Raw genomic sequence first — 22,688 nt, forward strand, 5'->3', positions numbered from 1 at the left:
ATCGGGTTAATCATTGCGGGTGCCGAAGCGATTACGGAATGAAAGAGTATTGAGCTGTGTGATATTCGATGAAACAGGGAAGTCGGCCTGCGAAGCGGTGTCACGATTCATTCATGAAAATCCGTTTTAAATAATCGAATTAAACGAAGTAAATCATTGATTTTAAAGGGGTGCGGGTCTGTTGAGTGGATGTGGATCACCGCTCCGCAAACGATTGCGCTCACCCTCGAAAGCATTCCGCTTACCATAAAAAATGCGGGAATAATTTGAATCTGCCGAATTTCCTAACAGAGTAGAGGATATCGTTGGAATGACTTGAGTCAGTAATATTGTCCGTATTAGTATGGCGCCGCACTACGAGGAATGAATCTATGCCGCCGGTATTGCCGCGGTGCATTGGCCAATCGCGCGATTCGGGTTGCGCGCAAACAACCGGCGCAGTCATTGCGCACCTGCAGCATGCCGCGACGTCGAGACGCCGCATCCACCGGAGAACGACGATGCTGACCGAAAAACACGTGGTCCCGCTGCCGAATGGTCTGAAGGTCTACGTCGAACGGAACGTGTTCGACCCGGCGTTCGACACGGCGATGCTCGTCAACGGCGCGCTCGCGACGACCGCGTCGTTCGGGCAGACCGTCCAGTATCTCGGCGAGCGGATCAACACGATCTGCTTCGACCTGCCGTATGCGGGGCAGTCGCGTCAGCACAACCCGGGCTGCTTCATCCTGACGAAGGACGACGAAGCCGCGATCCTGCAGCATCTGGTCGAACGGTTCGCGCCGTCGTACCTCGTGTCGGTGTCGTGGGGCGGCGTCGCGTCGCTGTTCGCGCTTGCGCGCGGCTGCCCGAGCGTGCGGCGCGCGGCGATCTGCTCGTTCTCGCCGTTCCTGAACGACGCGATGGTCGACTACGTGACGCGCGCCCGCGACCACATCGCGGCCGGCGAGAACCTGAAGGCCGCGCAGCTGCTGAACGATACCGTCGGCCGCTACCTGCCGCGCATCATGAAGCTGTACAACTACCGCTATCTCACGCGCCTGCCGCGCGACGAGCAGGACCAGGTCGCGTTTCACGTCGACCAGATCCTGTCGCTGCAGCCCGAGCGCTACCTCAGCGAGTTCTCGAACATCGGCTGCGAGCTGCTGTTCCTGAACGGCGAGCGCGACGAATACACGACGCCCGCCGACGTGCGCCAGCTCGGCGCGCACGTGCCGCGCGCGCGGTTCGCGACGGTGCCGGACGCCGGCCATTTCCTCGACATCGAAGGCCGCGCGCAGCGCGAATACACGCGCTCGGCGCTGCTCGACTTTTTCTGCGGCGGGTCGTCGCTGGCTGCCGGCATCGCGCTGGCCGCCGCGCAGGCGTGCGTGCCTGCACCGATGCACGCGCTGTCGTCGTGACACCGCACGCCGGGCGGCCGGTACGCCGGACGCAATCGAATTCCCATCCCAACGAGGCAGGCCAGCCGTGAATATCGTTCAGACCATCGCCATCGTCGTTCCGTGGGCCGCGTGGCTCGCCTACTGGATCGCCACCTCGCACGGCGCGAAGACGACCGTGCGCAAGGAAGCGTCGCGCTCGCGCACGCTGCAGTCGATTCCGCTGATCGTCGGCGGCGCGCTGATCATCCTGCCCGATCCGTCGTGGCAGGCGCTCGTGCCCGACTGGCAGCGCTTCGGCCTGCAGGCGCAGGGCGGGCTCGCGGTGCTGGTGGTCGGCCTGCTGTTCTCGGTGTGGGCGCGGCTGCACCTCGGCACGAACTGGAGCGTGTCGGTCACGCTGAAGGAAGACCATGAACTCGTCCGCACGGGGCCGTATGGGCTCGTGCGTCACCCGATCTACACGGGCTGCCTGATCGCGCTCGTCGGCGCCGCGCTGATCGGCGGCGAATGGCGCGGCGCGATCGGCGTGCTGCTCGTGTTCGCGTCGCTCGCGTACAAGGTGCGCGTCGAGGAGAGCTGGCTGACCGGGTATTTCGGGCCGGCGTACACGCAGTATCGCCGCGAGGTCGCGGCGTTGATTCCCGGCTTCTACTGACACCCGCGAGGCGCGCGATGGCGAAGATGATCGTGACCGCGATCGGTTCGGCGGGCGACGTGCATCCGCTGCTCGGCGTCGCGCGCACGCTCGCGGCGCGCGGTCACGACGTCGTGTTCTGCACGCACGCGCCGTTCGAGGCGGTCGTGCGCCGTTGCGGGTTCGCGTTCGTGCCGATCGGCTCCGCGGCCGAATACGAGGCCGCGATGGCGAACCCCGCGCTGTGGGATTCGCGCACGTCGTTTCGCACGCTGTGGCAGGTGATCGCGCCGACGCTGCGCCCGCATTACGACGCGCTGCGCGCGCTGACCGACGACGATACGGTGCTCGTCGGCACGCTGTGGGCGTTCTCCGCGCGCTTCATGCAGGAATTGCACGGCACGCCGTACGTGTCGGTGCAGGTGTCGCCGTCGACGCTGCTGTCCGCGCATGCGCCGCCGACCCACCCGCGCCTGACGATTCCCGCGCGCTGGCCGTTGCCGGTGAAGGCGGCGCTGATGACGCTGATCGAGCGGCAGGTGCTCGATCGCACCTGCGGCCCCGCACTCAACACGGTGCGCCGCGCGCTCGGGCTCGCGCCCGCGCGGCGCGTGCTGGGCCGCTGGCTGCATTCGACCGACGGCGTGCTGTGCCTGTTTCCCGGCTGGTTCGCGCCGCCGCAGCCGGACTGGCCGTCGAATCATCTGCAAAGCGGCTTCCCGTTGTTCAACGATATTGCGACTCCCGAAGAAGATGTGGCACTCGATGCGTATCTCGCGGCCGGTGAACCCCCGGTCGTGTTCACGGCCGGTTCGACACGCGTCGATCACGCGGCCTATGCGCGCGCGGTGGCGGACGCGCTGCGCGCGACCGGCGCGCGCGGGATCCTGCTGACGCCGCACGATGCGGCGCCGGACAGCGACCAGTTGCTCGTGCGCCGCTTCGTGCCGATGCGCACGCTGCTGCCGCGCTGCCGCGCACTCGTGCATCACGGCGGGATCGGCACGGCGGCGCTTGCGTTCGAAGCCGGGATCGCGCAGGTCGTCACGCCGTTCGCGCACGATCAGTTCGACAACGCACAGCGGGTCGCCGTGAGCGGCTGCGGCGTGCGGGTCGACGGCCCGATCGATGGCGCGCGGCTCGGCGCGGCGCTCGCGCGCGTGCTCGATGAGCCCGCGATTGCCGCGCACGCGACGCGTACACGCGCACTGCTGGCGGCCGAGCGGGATGGTTGCGAAGCCGCCGCCGATTTCATCGAACGGTTCGCGCCGACGCGCGGGCGAGCGGCCGCGCGGCCCGAAGTCGCGGTGGCCGGCGCATGAGCACCGCGTCGCCGCTTCGCGACGGGCCCGTCGCGCCATCCGCGTTCGACGTGCCGGCCCCCGCGCCGGCCGCGCAGCCGGTGCGCGGTATCCGGCTCGCGCTGCTGACGTTCGCGCTGTCGCTCGCGACTTTCATCGAGGTGCTCGATTCGACCGTGACGAACGTCGCGGTGCCGGCGATCTCCGGCAGTCTCGGCGTCTCGAACAGCCAGGGCACGTGGGTAATCAGCTCGTATTCGGTCGCGGCCGCGATCGCGGTGCCGCTGACGGGCTGGCTTGCGCGCCGTGTCGGCGAGTTGCGGCTGTTCGTCGGCGCGGTGCTGCTGTTCACGCTGACGTCGCTGCTGTGCGGGCTCGCGCGCGACCTGCACGTGCTGGTGATCTGTCGCGCGCTGCAGGGGCTGTTTTCGGGGCCGATGGTGCCGCTGTCGCAGACGATCCTGCTGCGCACGTTCCCGCCGGACAAGCGCACGATCGCACTCGCGCTGTGGGCGATGACGGTGCTGCTCGCGCCGATCTTCGGGCCGGTGGTCGGCGGCTGGATCGTCGACAACTTCTCGTGGCCGTGGATCTTCCTGATCAATTTGCCGATCGGGCTGTTCTCGTTCGCGGTCTGCACCGCGATGCTGCGCCCGGATGCGCAACGCGGCGCGGCCGGCCCGGTCGACGTGCCGGGCATCGTGCTGCTGGTGATCGGTGTCGGCTCGCTGCAGGCGATGCTCGATCTCGGCCACGATCGCGGTTGGTTCGGGTCGCCGCTGATCGTCACGCTCGCGGTGGTCGCGGGGCTGTCTATCGTGTCGCTGCTGATCTGGGAGGCGGGCGAAGCGCATCCCGTCGTCGATCTGAGCCTGTTCCGCGATCGCACGTTCTCGTTCTGCGTGCTGATCATCTCGCTCGGGATGATGAGCTTCTCGGTGGTCGGCGTCGTGTTCCCGCTGTGGATGCAGGCCGTGATGGGCTACAACGCGTTTCACGCGGGGCTCGCCACCGCGTCGCTCGGCGTGCTCGCGCTGGTGTTCTCGATCGTCGTCGGGCTCCATGCGCATCGCTTCGACGCACGCGTGCTCGCGACCTTCGGCTTCCTCGTGTTCGCGGCCGTGCTCGCGTGGGATGCGCATTTCACGCTGAAGATGACGTTCGCGCAGATCGCCGCGCCGGGGCTGATCCAGGGGATCGGGCTGCCGTGCTTCTTCATTCCGCTGACCGCCGCGACGCTGTCGCGCATTCCGGACGACCGGCTCGCGGCTGCGTCGAGCCTGTCGAACTTCCTGCGCACGCTGTCGGCCGCGTTTGGCACCGCGATGAGCGTGACGCTGTGGGACAACCGTGCGACCTATCACTACGACGTCGTGTCGCAATCCGTCACGCAGGCATCGGCGAATACGCAGCGCTTCGTGCACACGCTGAACGGGATGGGGGTGGACGGCGTGCGCGAGCTATCCACGCTGCACCAGGTCGTGATGCAGCAGGCGTACATGATGGCGACCAACGACATGTTCTGGATGGCGAGCATGACGTGTCTCGCGCTCGCGGCGATGATGTGGCTGACGCGGCCAAAGCGCGGCGCGGCCGCGTCGTTCGGGCATTGAGGAGAGGAACATGACGACACTCGGCGCACTCGTGATCCTGTATCACCCGAGCGATGCACAGCTCGACGCGCTCGGCGCGTGGCGGCATGCGTGCGACGCATTGCTCGTCGTCGACAACACGCCGCAGCCCGATGCGCGCGCCCGCGCGCTGTGCGCGCGCGAAGGCATCGCGCTGCTGCATCACGGCAACCGCGGCGGGATCGCGGGCGCGTACAACGCGGGGCTTGCGGTGCTGTTTCGCGACTGCATCGATGCCGTTGCGCTGTTCGACCAGGATTCGTCGGTGCCGGCCGCGTATTTCCCCGCGATGCGCGACGTCTGCGCGGGGCTCGCGGGGCGCGCGTTCCTGGCCGGCCCGCGCATCTTCGACGAGAACGCGCGCAGCTTCCTGCCTGAACTGTCGACCAACGGGATCGGGCTGCGCCGCCTGCGCATCGAGCCGGGCGCGCCGCTGCAGCGCTGCGCGTTCCTGATCTCGTCGGGCTGCGTCGTGTCGCGCATCGCGTTCGACGTGCTCGGCCGCTTCGACGAGACGCTGTTCATCGATCACGTCGACACCGAATACAGCTTCCGCGCGCTGGCGCGCAACGTGCCGCTCTATGTCGTGCCGTCGCTGGTGCTGCCGCACCGGATCGGCGCGAAGCAGCGTCACGCGATCGGCCCTTTTGAAATGACGTCGATGAATCACTCGTGGCAACGGCGCTACTACAGCGCACGCAATGCGGTACAGCTCGGGATGCAGTACGGGCTGCGCTTTCCGGTGGCGATCGTGCCGAACCTGCTGACCGTGTGGCAGGTCGTGCAGATCGCGCTCGTCGAACGCGACAAGCGCGCGAAGCTCGCCGGCATCCTGTTCGGCGTCGCGGACGGCCTGTTCGGCCGGCTCGGCCCGCTCGAGCGCACGCGGCCGCGTCTGGCCGCGCGTGCGCAGCGCGTTCAGCAGGGATGAGGGGCGCGATGCGGCGGGTGAAAAAGACGGTGGATCGGGCGCGTGGCGTGAAGGGCGGTTCGATGATGATCGTCGCCGCGGCGGTGTCGCTGGCGTTGAGCGGATGCGTGCCGTCGGGCTTCCTGCCGTCGCTGTCGTTGCGCGCGCCGGCCGACGATGCGCTCGCGCATACGGCCGGCCCCGGCGTGAACGGCGCGTGGCCCGCGCCCGACTGGGTGAAGCAGTTGCGGGATCCGCAACTCGACGCACTGGTCGCCGAGGCATCGCAGCACAACCCCGACCTGCAGGTCGCGCAGGCGCGGCTGCGGATCGCGCAGGCGCAGCTTCAGCAGTTCGATTCGTTGACGGGGCTGACGGGCACGGCCGGCGCGACGGTCAGCCGCGCGCGCATGCCGAAGCCGGGCAACGACGTCGCGGACGTATCGGCCGGCGGCTATCGTGTACCCGTCGAGATCTTCGGCGATCCGAACACCTCGCCATCGTCGGTGTTCGTCGGGCTGACCTACCAGCTCGACCTGTGGGGGAAGAACCGCGCCGCGACGAAAAGCCTGATGTCGCTGCGCGAAGCGGCACGGGTCGAGGCCGAGCAGGTGCGGCTCACGCTCGCGGTGGCGATCGTCACCGTGTACTGCCAGCTCGATCAGGCGTATGCGACGCAGGAGCTGCTGCAGCAGAAACTGAAGGTCAGCCAGCGCGTGACGACCGTGTTGCGCGAGCGCACCGCGCGCGGGCTCGACAACGCATACGACGCGAGCGACGCATCGATCAAGCGCAGCAAGCTGCTCGCGCAGATCGCGCTGAACGACGAGCAGATCAAGCTCGCGCAATTGCAGCTCGGCGTGCTGTCGGGCCGCGGCCCCGAGCGCGGGCTCGCGCTGCAACGGCCGCGCGTCGGCGCGTTCGCGGGCGGCGCGCTGCCCGCGCGGCTGCCGGCCGATCTCCTGGGCCGCCGGCCCGACATCGTCGCTGCGCGGTTGCGCGTCGAAGCCGCGTTCGCGAATGCCGATTCGACGCGCGCGCAGTTCTATCCGGACGTGAACCTCGTCGCGCTCGGCGGCGTGTTCGCGCTGACGCCCGCGTCGCTGTTCTCGCGCGATGCGCTCGCCGGTTCCATCGGCCCGGCGATCTCGCTGCCGATCTTCGATCGCGGCCGGCTGAAGGCGAAGCTCGGTGCGGATGTCGCGCAGGCCGACGTCGCGATCGGGTTGTACAACAAGACCGTCGACGATGCGCTCGGGCAGGTCGCGCAGATCGTCACGTCGCTGCAGACGTCGCAGACACTCGTCGCGGAGCAGCAGGACGCGGTCGCGGCCGCGCAGAAGATCGTCGAGATCGCGACCGACCGTCACCGGCGCGGCGTGCTGATGCAGAAGGACGTGGATGTCGCGGATCTCACGCTGATCGACGAGCGCGCGCAGATGATCGCGTTGCTCGGCCGGCAGCGGACGCTGCGCGTCGGGCTGATCGGCGCGCTGGGCGGCGGGTTCGATGCGGGCGCAACGGTCGCGCAGGCGCCGGCCGGGCATCGGGCGCGTGGCGGGGCGGCGAAGCGAGGCGCTTCGACTGTCGCGCCCGCTGCGACCGTCACGCCCGCGTCGACCGCTGCCGCGACCGCGACCGCGAGCCGGTCGACGACGGGGCCGTCGGCCGATGCGCGGGCGGCGAGTGCGGCCGTGCCGCCGGCCGTCGTTGCATCGAATGCGGGGACTGCACGACGCGACGACGTGGCACACACGCCGGCTGTCGGCACGACGCTTCGCGCTAATCCCGTTCTCGCGCGCGCGGCTGCGGCGAATCCGGCGCCGAGCCCGTCGGTCATGCCGCCGATCCCCCTGTTCCAGCACGATCGTCTGATCGTTACGCAAAGCGACTGATGCACCACGACAACCTTCATACCGCCGCGCCGCCGGCTGCCCTGAACGACCCGGCACTCGACGCGCGCCGCGCGACGCGCCGCAAGCGCTTCATCGTGTTCTTCGCGGTCGTGCTGGTGGCCGCGCTTGCATGGATCGCGTACTGGCTGCTGAGCGATCGCTATTACGAAGACACCGACGACGCATACGTCGCCGGCAGCATCGTCCAGGTCGCCGCGCAGATCCCCGGATCGGTGACCGACGTCGTGGTCGCCGATACGCAGGCCGTGCGCGCCGGCCAGACGCTCGTGAAGCTCGACGACACCGAGGCGTCGGTCGCGTTCGCGCAGGCGAAGGCGCAGCTCGCACAGGCCGTGCGGCAGGTTGCGAACGCGAAGATCTCGAACACGATGTACGTCGAGGCCGTGAACGCGCGGCGCGCCGACCTGTCGCTCGCGCAGCGCGCGTTCGCCGCACGCTCGGGCGCGTCGGTCGAGATCGTCGCTCCCGAGGAACTCGCGCGTGCGCGAGCGGCGGTCGCCGGCGCCCAGGCGAATCTCGCGGCCGCGCAGGCGCAGCTCGACGCGGCACGCGCGCTCGGCAGCAAGCTGCCCGTCGACGAAAACCCGGCCGTCGTGCAGGCGGCCGCGCAGTTCAAGCTCGCGTACCGGAACCTGAAGCGCACGACGATCGTCGCCCCGGTCGACGGCACGATCGGGCAGCGCTCGGTGCAGGTCGGCCAGCAGGTCGGGCCCGGCGTGCCGCTGATGTCGATCGTGCAGCTCAATCAGCTGTGGATCGAGGCGAATTTCAAGGAAGGGCAGATTCGCCACATGCGCATCGGGCAGCCGGTCGAGATCGTGTCGGATCTGTACGGTTCGCGCGTGAGCTATCGCGGCCGCGTACAGGGCTTCTCGGCGGGCACCGGCAGCGCGTTTTCGATGCTGCCGTCGCAGAATGCGGCCGGCAACTGGATCAAGGTCGTGCAGCGCGTGCCGGTCGTGATCGCGATCGAGCCGCGCGATCTCGCCGCGCATCCGCTGCGCGTCGGGCTGTCGATGCGCGCGACGGTCGACACGCACGATCGCAACGGCCACGCGCTCGACAGCGAGCCGCCGACGCCGGCCGTCAGCACGCGCGTGCACGACGGCGTCGCGAGCGAAGCGGAAAGCGCCGCCGCCGCGATCATCCGCGAGAATCAGGGCGGGTAGCGCCTGCCCCAAGGCGGGGGAGGCCGGTCGTCAGGACCGGCCCGCCCGCCGGCGCGTCACGCTGCGGGTGAATGCCGCGTGCGCCACCTTCCCGTCGTTTCCCGCCCGACTTTCGGTTTTCCGCCATCGATGTCGGCGCCGTTCAAACGCATGTCGCGTTTGAGACATCGGCGCCCCTGCCTCCGGGACTACTCTCGAACAGCACGTTGCGCGTGCGCCGCATGAGCCGGCGCGCCGCGGCGCCATCCAACGAGACATGGAGACAATACGATGAGCAGCAATCGAGGTGTCGTCTATCTTGGGCCGGGCCAGGTCGAAGTTCAGAAAATCGATTATCCGAAGATGGTCGATCCGACCGGCCGTGCAATCGGCCACGGCGTGATCCTGAAAGTGGTCAGCACGAACATCTGCGGTTCCGACCAGCACATGGTGCGCGGCCGCACGACCGCGCCGGTCGGCCTCGTGCTCGGTCACGAGATCACGGGCGAAGTGGTCGAGATCGGCCGCGACGTCGAGACGCTGAAACTCGGCGATCTCGTGTCGGTGCCGTTCAACGTGGCATGCGGCCGCTGTGCGATGTGCAAGGACACGCATACGGGCGTGTGCCTGAACGTGAACCCGTCGCGTGCGGGCGGCGCCTACGGCTACGTCGACATGGGCGGCTGGATCGGCGGCCAGGCCGAGTACGTGCTGGTGCCGTACGCGGATTTCAACCTGCTGAAATTCCCCGATCGCGATCAGGCTATGTCGAAGATCCGCGATCTGACCTGCCTGTCCGACATTCTGCCGACCGGTTATCACGGTGCGGTGAGCGCGGGCGTGAAGCCGGGCTCGACGGTCTATATCGCGGGTGCGGGCCCGGTCGGGATGGCGGCGGCGGCATCGGCGCGCCTGCTCGGCGCGGCGGTGACGATCGTCGGCGACATGAACGCGGAACGCCTCGCGCATGCGCGGGCGATGGGCTTCGAGACGGTCGACCTGTCGAAAGATGCCTCGCTCGGCGAGCAGATCGAGCAGATCCTCGGCGTGCCGGAGATCGACTGCGCGGTCGACTGCGTCGGCTTCGAGGCGCATGGGCACGGCTCGTCGGGCCATTCGGAAGAAGCGCCCGCGACGGTGCTGAACTCGCTGATGGAAATCACGCGGCCGGCCGGCGCGATCGGCATTCCGGGCCTGTACGTGACGGACGATCCGGGCGCGAAGGACAAGGCCGCGCAGCACGGCAGCCTGAGCATCCGCTTCGGCCTCGGCTGGGCGAAGTCGCACTCGTTCTTCACGGGCCAGACGCCGGTGCTGAAGTACAACCGTAACCTGATGCAGGCGATCCTGTTCGATCGGCTGCCGATCGCGAAGATCGTCAACGTCGAAGTGATCTCGCTCGACCAGGCGCCGGAAGGCTACAAGAAGTTCGACGGCGGCGCGCCGCGCAAATTCGTCATCGACCCGCACGGGTTGCTGGCGGCGTAACGCGACCGACCACCACGCGGCAATCGAAGGGGCCGGGGCGCTTGAGCGCCCCGGCCCTTTGTGCATTCGGGAATGCGTGCGCTCAGCGCCCGCGATAGCGCCGGGCGAGCAGCTCACGCGTGAACGATCGACCGGGCGACGTTCGCCCGGCTCCGTTCACGCGGTGCGCTCCATCGCGGCGTCGTACTGACCGCGGCAGGCCGCACCGTTCAGGCGTGCGCGCAGCAGCAACACATCCTGCGCGGCGCGTACGTTGGCCGCCTGTCCCTTCCACGCGGCCAGCGGCGGCTCCTGCAGTGCGCGCCCATAGGAAAAGCTCAGCAGCCACGGCCGCCCGGCAATGCGATTCATCGCGTCGAGATGCGCTGTCGCTTCCTCGGGCGTCTGTCCGCCGGACAGGAAGAAGATGCCGGGCACTTCGGCCGGCACGGCGCGGCGCAACAGGCGCACCGTTGCCTCCGCGACTTCGGCGGGGGCCGGCTGTGCGGTGTGCGTGCTGCCCGCGACGACCATGCTCGGCTTGAGCAACATGTGCGCCAGCACGACCCGGTGCCGGTGCAGCGCGTCGAACACGGCGTGCAGCACGGCGTCGGTCACTTGCGCGCAGCGGCCGATCGAATGATCGCCGTCCATCAGCACTTCCGGCTCGACGATCGGCACGACGCCGGCCTCCTGGCAGATCGCCGCATAGCGCGCCAGCGCTTCGGCGTTTGCCTGGATCGCCGCATGGCCCGGCAGCGTGGCGGACACGTTGTACACCGCGCGCCATTTCGCGAACCGCGCGCCTTGCCGCTGGTAGCCGTCGAGGCGCGCCGCAAGCCCATCGAGCCCTTGCGTGATTTCGTCGCCGGGCGCGAGCGCGAGCGGGATCTTGCCCGCGTCGACCTTGATGCCGGGCACGATCTGCTGGCGAGCGGCGAGTTCGGGCAACGGCGTGCCGTCGTCCGCACATTGCCCTAGCGTCTCTTCGTACAGGATCACGCCGCTGACGAATTCACCGAGGCCCGGCGTCGACAGCAACAGGGTGCGCCATGCGCGGCGGTTCTCTTCGGTCGATTCGACCGCGATCGTCTTGAAGCGCTTCGCGATGGTCGGCCCGCTTTCGTCGGCCGCCAGCAAGCCTTTGCCATCCTGAACGAGTGCCTGGATCGTCGCCTGGAGTGCGCTCTCGGTGCTCATGGAATTCCTCCGCTGAAACCGCCACGCGGCCGTGCCGGCCGCTCGCTGTTCACTTCGTCACATTGTCACGCCGCCTGCCGATTTCATTCTTTGTCGCGCACCGGCCAGAACGCAAGGCGCGTGCCGCGCCTGATTGGCGCGCGCTCGGGTGGCATCGTCCGTGCCAGGGCTGGTGCGTGTGCCGTTGCCGCGAGGCCGGCGCACCGATGGGCTGCATCGCGTGTTCGACCGCGGGCGTCCGCGGTTGGCCGTCGTTGAGGCGCATGGATGGAAATCACGCGGCCGGCCGATGCGATCGGCATCCCGGGCCGGTACGTGACGGACGATCCGGGCGCGAAGGACAAGGCCGCGCAGCACGGCAGCCTGAGCCTCCGCTTCGGCCTCGGCTGGGCGAAGTCGCACGCCGCGCGGCCCGGAACGCTGGCGCCCGGCGATCCCGGCCGTCCGAAATTGCTGCGATAATCATCGCCCGTTCCCGACCCCACCGCCGCCGTCCGGCGGCACATCCACGGATGGCCAAGTCACTTCCCCTCGCAGCGTTGCACACGTTCGTCGAAGTGGCGCGCTGCGGCAGCATGAAACAGGCGGCCGACCAGCTCTGCATTTCTCCGGGCGCCGTCAGCCAGCATGTCCGCAATCTCGAGGATCGCCTCGCCGTGCGCCTGTTCGAGCGCACCGGCCGCGAACTCGAGTTGACCGGCACGGGCCGTGCGCTGTTCGACCAGCTCGCCGGCGGCTTCAACGAGATCGAGGCCGCGTGGGCGAACGTGCACGGCGCCAATCGGCGCGTCGTCCGCCTCGCGGTGACGACCACCGCGTCCTTCGCGAACACGTGGCTCGTGCAGCGCCTCGGCGGGTTCAATGCCGCGTACCCCGAAATCGAAATCACGGTCGAGACGCGCGGGCAACTGGTCGACTTGCGTCGCGACTATGTCGACGTCGCGATCCGGCACGGGTTGGGCCGCTATCCCGGACACGCGTCGTTCCGCATCTGGACGCCCGAGCTGTGGCCCGTGTGCAGCCCGCTACTGCTCGATCCCGCCCGTCCGGTCGCCACGCCGGCCGACTGCCTGTCGTACCCTCTGCTGCAGGACGCGGATCGTGCCGACTGGGCGCTGTGGCTGCGCGCGCAGGGGATCGAGGATGCCCGTGCGCCGCGCGGCGCGAGCTTCAGCGAGGATGCGTTGCTGATCAAGGCGGCGGTCGCCGGGCAGGGCATGGCGCTGGTGCGCGACATCTATGCGCGGGACGAAGTCGCGGCCGGCCGGCTGGTACGTGTGCTCGCACGGCCCTGGCCGACCGAATTGTCCTACTACGTCGTGTGCAGCGAAGCGCGCCAGCACGAGTGGAAGATCGCCGCGTTCCGCGACTGGCTCGCGAGCGAGATCGGCAGCCGCGACGACGGCCCGCGCGATCTACTGGCGTGACCCGCGCACGGCGTTGGCCGCGAACCCCTTGAGCTTGCCGGTCGCGAGCGCGGTGCCGAGCAGGATGATTGCGCACCCGGCGACCGTCTGCACCGAGATCGTCTCGTGCAGGAAGATCGCCCCCCATACGACACCGAAGATCGGGATCAGGAACGTGACCGACGCGGCATATTGCGCGCCCGCATGGCGGATCAGCCCGAAATACAGCAGGTAGGCGACGGCCGTGCAGATCGAGCCGAGCAGCACCACTGCGATCCACGCAGACGTGTGAACGGGGCCGTGCGGCCACATCGGCAGCGCGAGCGGCACGAGCGCGACCGCTGCGAACAACTGGCTGCCGAATGCCGACACGAACGGCCTGACGTTCGCCAGCTTGCGCTTCGAGTAATGCGCGGCGAACCCGTACGACAGCGTCGCGAGCATCGCCGCGGCGATCGCGCGCGGTGCGCCTGGTGTACCGGCACCGACCGCCGAACCGGCGAGCACGACGACGCCGGCAAAGCCCAGCGCGAGACCGAGCGCCTGCGGCTTCGTCAGCGGCGCGCGCAGCCACACGTACGCGACGATCGCGGTCCATAGCGGTGTCGTCGCATTCAGGATCGAATCGGTGCCGGCCGACACGAACAGCGCCGCGTAGGTCAGCAGGCAGAACGGCAGCGCCGAATTCGCGATGCCGACGACGAACAGCGGCACCAGATGCGAGCGGAATTCCTGTCGCGCCTGCGCGTGGCGCAGCACCGGCGACAACAGCACGGCCGCGATCGCGACGCGCAGCGCGATCAGCGGGACGACACCGAATTCCGGTGCGCCCATGCGCATGAACAGGAAGGACGCGCCCCAGATGGCAGCCAGGGTCACGAGCTGTAGTGCATTCATCGACGACTCCGTTCGGTGGATCGGGCGACCGGCCGGAACGCGATACGCGCCGGCGCGGGCGAATGACCCATTGAACGTCACGCGCGAGCCGCGACGCAAACGAGGTTTTGTGACGGGCGGTTTAGAAAAATGAATCGACGGACACGCATGCACGGACTGCGCATGTGCGCTCAGTGGCCGCGATAGAGCTGCGCGATTTGCGTATTGCTGGCGGTGGCACGTCGCGCATGCACGGTGTGCACGCTCACGCGGTGGAATGCGCGGGCACGATGCGCGGCACTGCGGCTGGCCTTCCAGTCCGCCAGGCGAACCGTGGCGGTGGGGGGCGACCGGTCGCGGGCACGCATGGCTGGCACAGCTCGCGCGACGGCCGCCCGTCCGGCCGATTCGCCGAGATCCGGGCTGTCCTGCCGGGCGGCCGCCACCTGCGTTCCGTCAGTCGAATGAAACGGATAGACGGGCGCCGGCAAGACCGGCAGCACGGGATCGTTCGACGCGTACGGGCCGGCATCGCTTGCCGTCACGCCCGAACCATTCGAACCGCGACAGACCGGATCGGCCTTGCAGGTCCGGTCGACCGTCACGTAGCCGCCGACCAGCAGTACGAGCGTCAGGATGCTCAGGATCGGTGCGCTCGATGCGCGCGGCCGCCGGAACGCCGCGTTGCGCAGCGCCCGTGCGACGCGCGATGACCACGTATGAAAGGAGTGCGCCGCATGGGGGGCATGCGAGTCGTCCGAGGCCTGGCGCACCGGGTCGAACGGCCAGTTCCGCTGGCCGCAGACGGGGCAGTGCTCGAGTGCGCGGAAGGCCACGAAGCCGCATTCCCTGCAGCGGCAGCAGGTGGTGCGCCGCGCTTCGGCTCGCGCGTTCAGGATCGCACGCCAGTCGTCGCGCGCGCGGCTTGTCCGGTTGGGCAGGACTCGCATCGCTGGAAGCGGGTGGGCGCCGTCAACGCGGCGAACGTTCGCCGGTCGTCATGATCCGTTCCTGCCAGGCAGCCGGTCGGCCCGTGCCGGAATCCGGCGGAGCGTGCGTCGTCGAGGGTCGTTCGCATGCGGTGCTCATGAGGTTCTCCATGACGTCGGGTGCGCGGAGCGCGTTCGTCCGTGGCGGCCTACCGCTTCATTCTTGGTCGCAGGCGCGTGAAACGCAAGGCACAACAGGCCGCCGAAATTCGTCAGATCCACGCTAGCCGTCTTGCCGCTGCCGGGCCGCGAGCGTCCCGATGGTCTGCATCGCGTGCTCGACGGCCGGTGTCCACGGCCGGCCGTAATTGAGCCGAAGATAGCGGCGGAATCCGCCGGTCGCGGAAAAGATCGGCCCCGGCGCGATGCTGACGCCGCCTTCCATCGCATCGTCGAACAGATGCATCGCATCCACGCGCGGCGGCAGTTCGATCCACAGGAAATACCCGCCGCGTGGCACGAATACCTCGGTGCCGGCCGGAAAATACGCGCGCACGGCCGCGAGCATCTGCGCCTGATGCGCGGCGAGATTGCGGCGCAGCTTGCGCAGGAAGCGATCGTACGCGCCGTCGCGCAGGTAGCTCGAGATCGCCATCTGCGCGGGCACGTCGGCTGCCGGCGCACTCGCGCCTTTTGCCTGACGGATCTGCCGCACGTAGCGTCCGGCCGCGACCCAGCCGATCCGGAACCCGGGCGCGAGGCATTTCGAGAACGAACCGCAATGCAGGACGAGCCCGCTGTCGTCATACAGCTTGGCGGGGCGCGTGGGTGCCGTGCCGAAATGCAGCTCGCCGTAGACGTCGTCCTCGATCAACGGCACGTTGCGTGCCGCGAGCAGGTCGATCAGCGCACGCTTGCGCTCGTCGGTCAGTGTCGCGCCGGTCGGGTTGTGGAACGACGTCATGAACCAGCACGCGCGCACCGGATGCGTGTCGAGCGCCTGCGCGAGTGCGTCGAGGTCGAGGCCCGTGCGCGGGTCGACCGGAATCTCGACGGCCTTCAGGTGCAGGCGCTGCACGGCATGCAGCACCGCATGGAACGCGGGCCGTTCAATCGCGACGATGTCGCCGGGGCGCGTGAGCGCCTGCAGGCTCAGCGTCAGCGCTTCGAGCGCGCCGGTCGTGATGACGATCTCGTCCATCGGCAACGCCGCGCCGGCGTTCAGGTAGCGCAATGCAATCTGGCGACGCAGCGCGTCGTAGCCGGGCGGCAATCCCGAGAGCAGTTTCGTGCGGTCCATGCTGCGCGCCGCCGACGCAACGTAGCGCCACAGGCTGCTCATCGGGAACAGCGAATAGCTGGCGAATGCGGAGCCGAGTGGCACGACGTCGTCGCATTTGAGCGAATCAAGCAGACGCAACAGCGTGTCGTCGCCGCCGATGGGTGCGGCGGCCGGCTTGCGCGGCGGATCGTGGCCGAATCGAAGGTGTTTGTCTTCGAGGTTCGCAACGAAATATCCGGACCGTGCGCGCGCGACGATCAGACCCTCGCTTTCGAGCGCGTAGTACGCGCGAAACACGGTGGACGGGCTGACGCCATACGCACGGCACGCGGCACGCACGGTCGGGATGCGCGCACCGGGGGCCAGATCTCCACGCCGGATCGACTCGGAAATCGTCCGGGCGAGCATCGCATAACGCTTCATGCGTGCCTCAAGTCGAGCAGCTTTGTGCCGAAAAAAGAGTAGCACGGCGCGCGCTGCGCGACAGGCCTCGTTATCCCGTGATCCGCTTGTTTTTCACGGGCTCTGATCCTGTTTTTCGGGGCGACTCGCTGGCATGCTTTCGCCCCTCGAGCAATCTTCGTTCCCGACATTGACCGATACGGAATTCACGCTGTCCGCCGGCTGATCCGTGGCCCGTGCGCCGGTGCGTGCGAGGTCTAGTCAGCGGTGTCATGACCCTAACCGGAAACCTTCAGCGTGAAATCGAACACTCTCGTCGCAGGCCTCGTGGCCGGCCTCGCCCTCAACCTCCTCGGCGGCGCCGCGCAGGCCGCCTGCATCAGCAATCCGCCGACGCAATCCAACGCGACGTTTCCCGCCGCACTGACCGGCAAGCTCGTCTATCACAGCTACGTCAAGTACGGCGACGGCACGAGCCAGCTGTTCCTGTACGACTTCTCGGCCCATACGCTGACGCAACTGAGCAAGAGCGCATGGGGCATCACCGATCCGATGAACGGCGTGTTCAGCCCCGACGGCAAGTGGCTCGCATTCATGGGCATCAGCAACGGCGCATGGAACGTGTTCATGCTGCAGCTCGGCGCGGGCACGCCGCCGGTCAACCTGACGAACAGCACCGGCGCGACGCGCAACGAGGATCCGAAATTCAGCGCGGACGGCAAGACGCTCGTGTTCAAGCAGAACGGCGATGTCAAGCAGGCGACGCTGTCGTACACGAGCGCGGGCCCGGTCTTCACGTCGGTCGTGAGCGTGACGAATGCGCCGGCCGGCGCCGAATACTCGATGCCGTTCCTCGCGCCGGATGCGAGCGCCGTGTACTACGCGACCGGCACCGGCGCGAACATGGGGCTGATGAAGCGCACGCTCGCGACCGGCGTCACCGCCACGTTCGATCACCCGGCCGGGCTGCAGACGTACTACCCGATCGTGCGTGGGGACGGCATGGTGTTCTATGCACGCTGGAAAGACAGCGGCCAGGCCGACCAGATCTATACGAAGACCGCGGACCCGGCGGCGACGCCGAACGCATTGCCGATCAACGACTGCGTGAGCAACAACTCGGATCCGGCACCGGTGAGCGGCACGAACTACGTGTTCTTCTCGTCGACGACGGCGGGCGGCTATCAGCTCTACGTCGGTGACGTGACGACCGGCCAGCGCTGGAGCCTGTCGCAGTTCGGCGTGAACGCCGACACGACGAAGGCCAAGCTCGGGTCGAGCTACTACGGTGGCCCGGCTGCCGCGCAGCCGACGCTGCTGTCGCAAGGCCACCCGGCTGCCGCATCGGCGAGCTACAACGCATCGCTCACGCCCGACAAGGCGTTCGACGGCAACACCACGAGCACGCGCTGGGATTCGCCGGAAGGTGCGGGCGTCGATCCGCAATGGATCTCCGTGGATCTCGGTGCGACGAAGACGATCAACAGCATCGATCTCTACTGGGACGCGGGCGCGCTCGTCTACCAGATCCAGGTGTCGAACGACAACGCGAACTGGACGACGATCTACTCGACGAACAACGGCGTGTCCTACGGCCACGTGACGCTGCCGAACCTGAACGGGCATGGGCGCTATGTGCGGATGTATGGCACGAAGCGCGCGACGCAGTGGGGTTATTCGCTCGACGAAATGCAGGTGTGGGGATCGTAAGCGCAAAGAAAAAAGCGACCTTCGAGGTCGTTTTTTTCATGGGTCAATCGAGGTGAAGTTCAAGCATGCAGCACATGCGCCGGAAAGGCGGGGCTGGCGCTCGTCGCACCCTGTGCAAGCGGCGCGACCTGCTTGCGGCGCTCGCGGGTCGGTGCGACGCCGAACGCGTCGCGATAGCTCTTGCTGAAATGGCACGCCGACTGGAAGCCGCATGCCATCGTGATGTGCATGATCGACATGTCGGTCTGCAGCAGCAGTTCGCGCGCGCGGCGCAGCCGCAGCGTCAGGTAGTAGTGCGTCGGCGTCATCCCGAGGTGTTCGCGGAACAGGCGCTGCAGTTGCCGCTGCGACATGTTCGCGAGCCGCGCGAGCTCCTCGCGCGACAGCGGCTCTTCGATGTTGTTTTCCATCAGCGAGATCACTTCGAACAGCGACTTGTTCGCGGAGCCGAGGCGCGCGACGAGCGGCATGCGTTGCTGCGCGCTCGTGTCGCGCACGTGTTCGACGATGAACTGCTCGGCGATCTGCGTGACGCGCGCGGTGCCCACGCGCGCGGCGATCAGGTTCAGCATCATGTCGAGCGGCGCGACGCCGCCCGTACACGTGATGCGGTCGCGGTCGATCACGAACAGTTCCTTCAGGAAGCGCGTGTCCGGAAACTCTTCCTTCAGCGCCGACATGTTTTCCCAGTGGATCGCGCATGCGTAGCCCGCGAGCAGCCCCGACTTTGCGAGTGCATAGGTGCCCGTGCACAGGCTGCCGAGCGGGATGCCCGAGCGCGCGAAGCGGCGCAGCGTCGACAGATGGGCGGGCGTGGTCGCGCGCTGCACGTCGACGCCGCCGCACACGAACACGATGTCCGGTTGCCCCACGCATTCGGCCGGGCCCGTGTCGACCGTCAGGCCGTTGCTCGCGGTGACCGGGCCGCCGTCCGGGCTGATGACCGACCAGCGGTAGAGCGGTTGGCCGCTCAGGTAGTTCGCCATCCGAAGCACCTCGATCGCATTGGTGAACGCGATCATCGTGAAATTCGGTAAGGGCATGAACGCGAAGTGGGACAGCGACGCTGTGCGGTCGGGCGACATGGGGAGCGTTCCTTGAATCTCTAATAGCTATACGCCCGGGAGGCACGGATCGGGCTGCGGTATTGTGTGAGCCAGCGCAACAAGCGTGCCATACGGCTAAACCCTAGCTCCATACGTTGTATGGCTGAAAGCGGCATGCTGCACTGCACCGTATTCGTGACGCGTTGCACCCCGACCGGGCGGCAATCGCACCGCCGGCGTGCCTGTTCATAGGTGAACGACAGGAGGCGGTTTGCTTGGTCATCCGAAAAAGCACGACCGGTCACTTGTATAAAACGGACGCGGATGGCGGAAAAGGCAAAGAACGCGTCTAAATTCATCAATCCGCCGAAAATCCGAACGACAAGAATAGAGCCGTCGGCAGCCTTGTACGGGACGAGCGGGAAACCCAGGCAGGGCGGGCCTTGAGCTTCGGTTTCAGCCCCTTATTCTTCGTCACGGACGCACTATGTCGAACACCCAGCCTTTCTTCTCGCAGCCCCTGGCCGAGCGCGACGCGCCGGTGCGCAGCGCCATCCTGAAGGAACTCGAGCGTCAGCAGTCGCAGGTCGAGCTGATCGCGTCGGAAAACATCGTGTCGCGTGCGGTGCTGGAGGCACAAGGCTCGGTGCTGACCAACAAGTACGCGGAAGGCTATCCCGGCAAGCGCTACTACGGCGGCTGCGAGTTCGCGGACGAAGTCGAGGCGCTGGCGATCGAGCGCGTGAAGCAGATCTTCAACGCCGGCTATGCGAATGTGCAGCCGCACTCGGGCGCGCAGGCGAACGGCTCGGTGATGCTCGCGCTGGCCAAGCCGGGCGACACGGTGCTCGGCATGTCGCTCGACGCGGGCGGCCACCTGACGCACGGCGCGAAGCCGGCGCTGTCGGGCAAGTGGTTCAACGCCGTGCAGTACGGCGTGAACCGCGACACGATGCTGATCGACTACGACCAGGTCGAAGCGCTCGCGCACGAACACAAGCCGAACCTGATCATCGCCGGCTTCTCGGCGTACCCGCGTGCACTCGACTTCGCACGCTTCCGCGCGATCGCCGACAGCGTCGGCGCGAAGCTGATGGTCGACATGGCGCACATCGCCGGCGTGATCGCCGCGGGCCGCCACGCGAACCCGGTCGAGCATGCGCACGTCGTCACGTCGACCACCCACAAGACGCTGCGCGGCCCGCGCGGCGGCTTCGTGCTGACCAACGACGAGGACATCGCGAAGAAGATCAACTCGGCCGTGTTCCCCGGCCTGCAGGGCGGCCCGCTGATGCACGTGATCGCCGGCAAGGCCGTCGCGTTCGGCGAAGTGCTGCATGCGGACTTCAAGACCTACATCGACAACGTGCTCGCGAATGCGCAGGCGCTCGGCGAAGTGCTGAAGGCCGGCGGCGTCGATCTCGTCACGGGCGGCACCGACAACCACCTGCTGCTGGTCGACCTGCGCCCGAAGGGCCTGAAGGGCGCGCCGGTCGAGCAGGCGCTCGAACGCGCGGGCATCACCTGCAACAAGAACGGCATTCCGTTCGACACCGAGAAGCCGACCGTCACGTCGGGCATCCGCCTCGGCACGCCGGCCGGCACGACGCGCGGCTTCGGCGTCGCGGAATTCCGCGAGGTGGGCCGCCTGATCCTGGAAGTGTTCGACGCGCTGCGCGCGAACCCGGAAGGCGACCACGCGACCGAACAGCGCGTGCGCCGCGAGATCTTCGCGTTGTGCGAACGCTTCCCGATCTATTGATCCCACCGACCCGACAATACTGGAGCAACACATGAGCACGCTGCATCAAGACAGCATCATCATCGACGGGCTGAACATCTCGAAGTTCGAGAAGCCGGTGTTCGAAGACATGCGCAAGGGTGGCATCACCGCCGCGAACTGTACGGTGTCGGTGTGGGAGAACTTCACGAAGACCGTCGACAACATCGGCGTGATGAAGAAGAAGATCCGCGACAACGGCGAGCTGCTGACGCTGGTGCGCACGACGGAAGACATCTTCCGCGCGAAGAAGGAAAACAAGACGGGCGTGATCCTCGGCTTCCAGAACGCGCATGCGTTCGAGGACAACCTCGGCTACATCGAAGCGTTCGCCGACATGGGCGTGCGCGTCGTGCAGCTCTGCTACAACACGCAGAACCTGGTCGGCACCGGTTGCTACGAGCGTGACGGCGGGCTGTCTGACTTCGGCCGCGAAGTGATCACCGAGATGAACCGCGTCGGGATCATGGTCGACCTGTCGCACGTGGGCGGCAACACGTCGTCGGAAGCGATCGCGTTCTCGAAGAAGCCGGTGTGCTACTCGCACTGCCTGCCGTCGGGCCTGAAGGAGCATCCGCGCAACAAGAGCGACGAGCAACTGAAGGAGATCGCCGATGCAGGCGGCTTCGTCGGCGTGACGATGTTCGCGCCGTTCCTGAAGCGCGGGATCGAAGCGAACATCGACGACTACATCGAGGCGATCGAGTACGTCGTGAACCTGATCGGCGAAGACGCGGTCGGCATCGGCACGGATTTCACGCAGGATTTCGCGAAGGAATTCTTCGACATGCTGACGCACGACAAGGGTCGCTATCGCCAGCTGACGAACTTCGGCAAGGTGATCAACCCGGACGGCATCCGCACGATCGGCGAATTCCCGAACCTGACCGCGGCGATGGAACGCCACGGCTGGAAGGAGTCGCGTATCCGCAAGATCATGGGCGAGAACTGGGTGCGCGTGTTCAAGGACGTGTGGGGCGCATAAGCGCCGCGAACGCCGAACCACCCCCAGCGATTCAACATTACAAGAAATCGGGACGTGCCCGCGCAAGCCGCGCGGGCGCGCGGACGATGTCGCGCCTGCGCACTGAGCCGCGCGGCCACTTTCCTCACGGAGTCACACGATGCAACCGCAACTGCCGATCAACGTCGATCCCGATACCGGCGTCTGGACCACCGACGCGCTGCCGATGCTGTACGTGCCGCGCCACTTCTTCACGAACAACCACGTCGCCGTCGAGGAAGCGCTCGGCGTCGAAGCGTATGCCGAGATCCTCTACAAGGCCGGCTACAAGTCCGCATACCACTGGTGCGACAAGGAAGCCAAGCTGCACGGCCTGACCGGCATGGCCGTGTTCGAGCACTACCTGAAGCGCCTGTCGCAGCGCGGCTGGGGCCTGTTCTCGATCATCGAGGCCGATCCGGCCAGCGCGCGCGCCAGGATCGAGCTGCGCCACTCGTCGTTCGTGCTCCAGCAGCCGGGCAAGGAAGGCAAGCTCTGCTACATGTTCGCGGGCTGGTTCGCCGGCGCGATGGACTGGGTCAACGACACGACGCCGGAAGGCAAGGGTGCCCCGCGCGCGCAATCGAAGGAAGTGCAGTGCGCGGCCGAGCATCACGATCACTGCGTGTTCGAAGTGTCGCCGATCGCGCACTGATGCCCTG

The 22,688-nt window shown here is 67.5% G+C and carries 18 protein-coding genes and 1 pseudogene; 14 read left to right on the forward strand and 5 right to left on the reverse strand.

Annotated elements, in window-relative coordinates; translation table 11 throughout:
- The first annotated feature begins 500 nt into the window (after positions 1 to 500).
- From ACN8ZM_RS18380 to fdhA, 8 genes are all read left to right on the forward strand, one after another.
- Positions 501 to 1,403, forward strand: coding sequence for an alpha/beta fold hydrolase (locus ACN8ZM_RS18380; protein WP_043180495.1), 903 nt, complete (start codon positions 501 to 503; stop codon positions 1,401 to 1,403).
- Positions 1,404 to 1,470: 67 nt separating this feature from the next.
- Positions 1,471 to 2,040: a methyltransferase family protein gene (locus ACN8ZM_RS18385; RefSeq protein ID WP_420211979.1), complete on the forward strand. Its 570-nt coding sequence runs from the start codon at positions 1,471 to 1,473 to the stop codon at positions 2,038 to 2,040.
- Positions 2,041 to 2,057: 17 nt separating this feature from the next.
- Entirely contained in the window at positions 2,058 to 3,341 is a 1,284-nt protein-coding gene (locus ACN8ZM_RS18390) for a glycosyltransferase (RefSeq protein WP_420211980.1), read from the forward strand.
- Entirely contained in the window at positions 3,338 to 4,933 is a 1,596-nt protein-coding gene (locus ACN8ZM_RS18395) for a DHA2 family efflux MFS transporter permease subunit (RefSeq protein ID WP_420211981.1), read from the forward strand. The genes ACN8ZM_RS18390 and ACN8ZM_RS18395 overlap by 4 nt, the downstream gene beginning before the upstream one ends.
- 10 nt (positions 4,934 to 4,943) lie before the next feature.
- On the forward strand, positions 4,944 to 5,882 hold the full coding sequence (locus ACN8ZM_RS18400) for a glycosyltransferase family 2 protein (protein WP_420211982.1): 939 nt from the start codon (positions 4,944 to 4,946) through the stop codon (positions 5,880 to 5,882).
- A gap of 62 nt (positions 5,883 to 5,944) precedes the next feature.
- Entirely contained in the window at positions 5,945 to 7,756 is a 1,812-nt protein-coding gene (locus ACN8ZM_RS18405) for an efflux transporter outer membrane subunit (protein ID WP_420212638.1), read from the forward strand.
- The gene (locus tag ACN8ZM_RS18410) at positions 7,756 to 8,946 is read left to right on the forward strand and encodes an efflux RND transporter periplasmic adaptor subunit (protein ID WP_420211983.1); all 1,191 of its coding nucleotides are present in this window, start codon (positions 7,756 to 7,758) and stop codon (positions 8,944 to 8,946) included. Before ACN8ZM_RS18405 ends, ACN8ZM_RS18410 begins: the two co-directional genes overlap by 1 nt.
- 270 nt (positions 8,947 to 9,216) lie before the next feature.
- On the forward strand, positions 9,217 to 10,413 hold the full coding sequence (fdhA, locus tag ACN8ZM_RS18415; protein WP_043180475.1) for a formaldehyde dehydrogenase, glutathione-independent: 1,197 nt from the start codon (positions 9,217 to 9,219) through the stop codon (positions 10,411 to 10,413).
- Positions 10,414 to 10,569: 156 nt separating this feature from the next.
- Here fdhA and ACN8ZM_RS18420 read toward each other — a convergent pair whose 3' ends face one another.
- Entirely contained in the window at positions 10,570 to 11,592 is a 1,023-nt protein-coding gene (locus tag ACN8ZM_RS18420) for a class I fructose-bisphosphate aldolase (RefSeq protein ID WP_420211984.1), read from the reverse strand.
- A 267-nt stretch (positions 11,593 to 11,859) separates the two neighbouring features.
- On the opposite strand from ACN8ZM_RS18420, the pseudogene ACN8ZM_RS18425 reads away from it, so the two are divergent.
- Positions 11,860 to 11,997: pseudogene (locus ACN8ZM_RS18425) on the forward strand (formaldehyde dehydrogenase, glutathione-independent); the annotation flags it as partial.
- Between the two features lie 107 nt (positions 11,998 to 12,104).
- Positions 12,105 to 13,019 (forward strand): LysR substrate-binding domain-containing protein, encoded by a 915-nt coding sequence (locus tag ACN8ZM_RS18430; RefSeq protein ID WP_420211985.1) that lies wholly within the window; start codon positions 12,105 to 12,107, stop codon positions 13,017 to 13,019.
- Here the strand turns inward: ACN8ZM_RS18430 and ACN8ZM_RS18435 are convergent.
- The 3 genes from ACN8ZM_RS18435 to ACN8ZM_RS18445 all read right to left on the reverse strand — a co-directional run bounded on the left by ACN8ZM_RS18435 (position 13,008) and on the right by ACN8ZM_RS18445 (position 16,508).
- Complete coding sequence (locus tag ACN8ZM_RS18435; protein WP_420211986.1) at positions 13,008 to 13,895, reverse strand: DMT family transporter; 888 nt, start codon at positions 13,893 to 13,895, stop codon at positions 13,008 to 13,010. The genes ACN8ZM_RS18430 and ACN8ZM_RS18435 overlap by 12 nt on opposite strands.
- 170 nt (positions 13,896 to 14,065) lie before the next feature.
- The gene (locus ACN8ZM_RS18440) at positions 14,066 to 14,824 is read right to left on the reverse strand and encodes a hypothetical protein (RefSeq protein ID WP_420211987.1); all 759 of its coding nucleotides are present in this window, start codon (positions 14,822 to 14,824) and stop codon (positions 14,066 to 14,068) included.
- Between the two features lie 262 nt (positions 14,825 to 15,086).
- Positions 15,087 to 16,508 (reverse strand): PLP-dependent aminotransferase family protein, encoded by a 1,422-nt coding sequence (locus ACN8ZM_RS18445; RefSeq protein WP_089452002.1) that lies wholly within the window; start codon positions 16,506 to 16,508, stop codon positions 15,087 to 15,089.
- A gap of 276 nt (positions 16,509 to 16,784) precedes the next feature.
- On the opposite strand from ACN8ZM_RS18445, the gene ACN8ZM_RS18450 reads away from it, so the two are divergent.
- Positions 16,785 to 18,197 (forward strand): discoidin domain-containing protein, encoded by a 1,413-nt coding sequence (locus ACN8ZM_RS18450; protein ID WP_420211988.1) that lies wholly within the window; start codon positions 16,785 to 16,787, stop codon positions 18,195 to 18,197.
- A 59-nt stretch (positions 18,198 to 18,256) separates the two neighbouring features.
- Here ACN8ZM_RS18450 and ACN8ZM_RS18455 read toward each other — a convergent pair whose 3' ends face one another.
- Entirely contained in the window at positions 18,257 to 19,282 is a 1,026-nt protein-coding gene (locus ACN8ZM_RS18455; protein WP_089452004.1) for a GlxA family transcriptional regulator, read from the reverse strand.
- A 448-nt stretch (positions 19,283 to 19,730) separates the two neighbouring features.
- On the opposite strand from ACN8ZM_RS18455, the gene ACN8ZM_RS18460 reads away from it, so the two are divergent.
- The 3 genes from ACN8ZM_RS18460 (at position 19,731) to ACN8ZM_RS18470 (ending at position 22,681) form a co-directional block, all read left to right on the forward strand.
- On the forward strand, positions 19,731 to 21,005 hold the full coding sequence (locus ACN8ZM_RS18460) for a serine hydroxymethyltransferase (protein ID WP_043180455.1): 1,275 nt from the start codon (positions 19,731 to 19,733) through the stop codon (positions 21,003 to 21,005).
- A 31-nt stretch (positions 21,006 to 21,036) separates the two neighbouring features.
- Positions 21,037 to 22,008: a dipeptidase gene (locus ACN8ZM_RS18465; protein ID WP_043180452.1), complete on the forward strand. Its 972-nt coding sequence runs from the start codon at positions 21,037 to 21,039 to the stop codon at positions 22,006 to 22,008.
- A 139-nt stretch (positions 22,009 to 22,147) separates the two neighbouring features.
- A complete protein-coding gene (locus ACN8ZM_RS18470) occupies positions 22,148 to 22,681 on the forward strand; it encodes a DUF5943 domain-containing protein (RefSeq protein WP_043180450.1) in 534 nt (177 codons plus the stop codon).
- Positions 22,682 to 22,688: the final 7 nt, after the last annotated feature.

Source organism: Burkholderia aenigmatica (assembly GCF_048627025.1).
Taxonomy (GTDB): Bacteria; Pseudomonadota; Gammaproteobacteria; order Burkholderiales; family Burkholderiaceae; genus Burkholderia; species Burkholderia aenigmatica.

Excerpts from the sequence above, each read along its gene's own strand:
- ACN8ZM_RS18405 (WP_420212638.1), top strand. The coding sequence starts at position 5,945 with ATGATGATCGTCGCCGCGGCGGTGTCGCTGGCGTTGAGCGGATGCGTG.
- ACN8ZM_RS18395 (WP_420211981.1), top strand. The coding sequence starts at position 3,338 with ATGAGCACCGCGTCGCCGCTTCGCGACGGGCCCGTCGCGCCATCCGCG.
- ACN8ZM_RS18380 (WP_043180495.1), top strand. The coding sequence starts at position 501 with ATGCTGACCGAAAAACACGTGGTCCCGCTGCCGAATGGTCTGAAGGTC.
- ACN8ZM_RS18410 (WP_420211983.1), top strand. The coding sequence starts at position 7,756 with ATGCACCACGACAACCTTCATACCGCCGCGCCGCCGGCTGCCCTGAAC.
- ACN8ZM_RS18455 (WP_089452004.1), bottom strand. The coding sequence starts at position 19,282 with ATGTCGCCCGACCGCACAGCGTCGCTGTCCCACTTCGCGTTCATGCCC.
- ACN8ZM_RS18420 (WP_420211984.1), bottom strand. The coding sequence starts at position 11,592 with ATGAGCACCGAGAGCGCACTCCAGGCGACGATCCAGGCACTCGTTCAG.
- ACN8ZM_RS18440 (WP_420211987.1), bottom strand. The coding sequence starts at position 14,824 with ATGCGAGTCCTGCCCAACCGGACAAGCCGCGCGCGCGACGACTGGCGT.
- ACN8ZM_RS18400 (WP_420211982.1), top strand. The coding sequence starts at position 4,944 with ATGACGACACTCGGCGCACTCGTGATCCTGTATCACCCGAGCGATGCA.
- ACN8ZM_RS18470 (WP_043180450.1), top strand. The coding sequence starts at position 22,148 with ATGCAACCGCAACTGCCGATCAACGTCGATCCCGATACCGGCGTCTGG.
- ACN8ZM_RS18435 (WP_420211986.1), bottom strand. The coding sequence starts at position 13,895 with ATGAATGCACTACAGCTCGTGACCCTGGCTGCCATCTGGGGCGCGTCC.
- ACN8ZM_RS18445 (WP_089452002.1), bottom strand. The coding sequence starts at position 16,508 with ATGAAGCGTTATGCGATGCTCGCCCGGACGATTTCCGAGTCGATCCGG.
- ACN8ZM_RS18465 (WP_043180452.1), top strand. The coding sequence starts at position 21,037 with ATGAGCACGCTGCATCAAGACAGCATCATCATCGACGGGCTGAACATC.
- ACN8ZM_RS18390 (WP_420211980.1), top strand. The coding sequence starts at position 2,058 with ATGGCGAAGATGATCGTGACCGCGATCGGTTCGGCGGGCGACGTGCAT.
- fdhA (WP_043180475.1), top strand. The coding sequence starts at position 9,217 with ATGAGCAGCAATCGAGGTGTCGTCTATCTTGGGCCGGGCCAGGTCGAA.
- ACN8ZM_RS18430 (WP_420211985.1), top strand. The coding sequence starts at position 12,105 with ATGGCCAAGTCACTTCCCCTCGCAGCGTTGCACACGTTCGTCGAAGTG.
- ACN8ZM_RS18460 (WP_043180455.1), top strand. The coding sequence starts at position 19,731 with ATGTCGAACACCCAGCCTTTCTTCTCGCAGCCCCTGGCCGAGCGCGAC.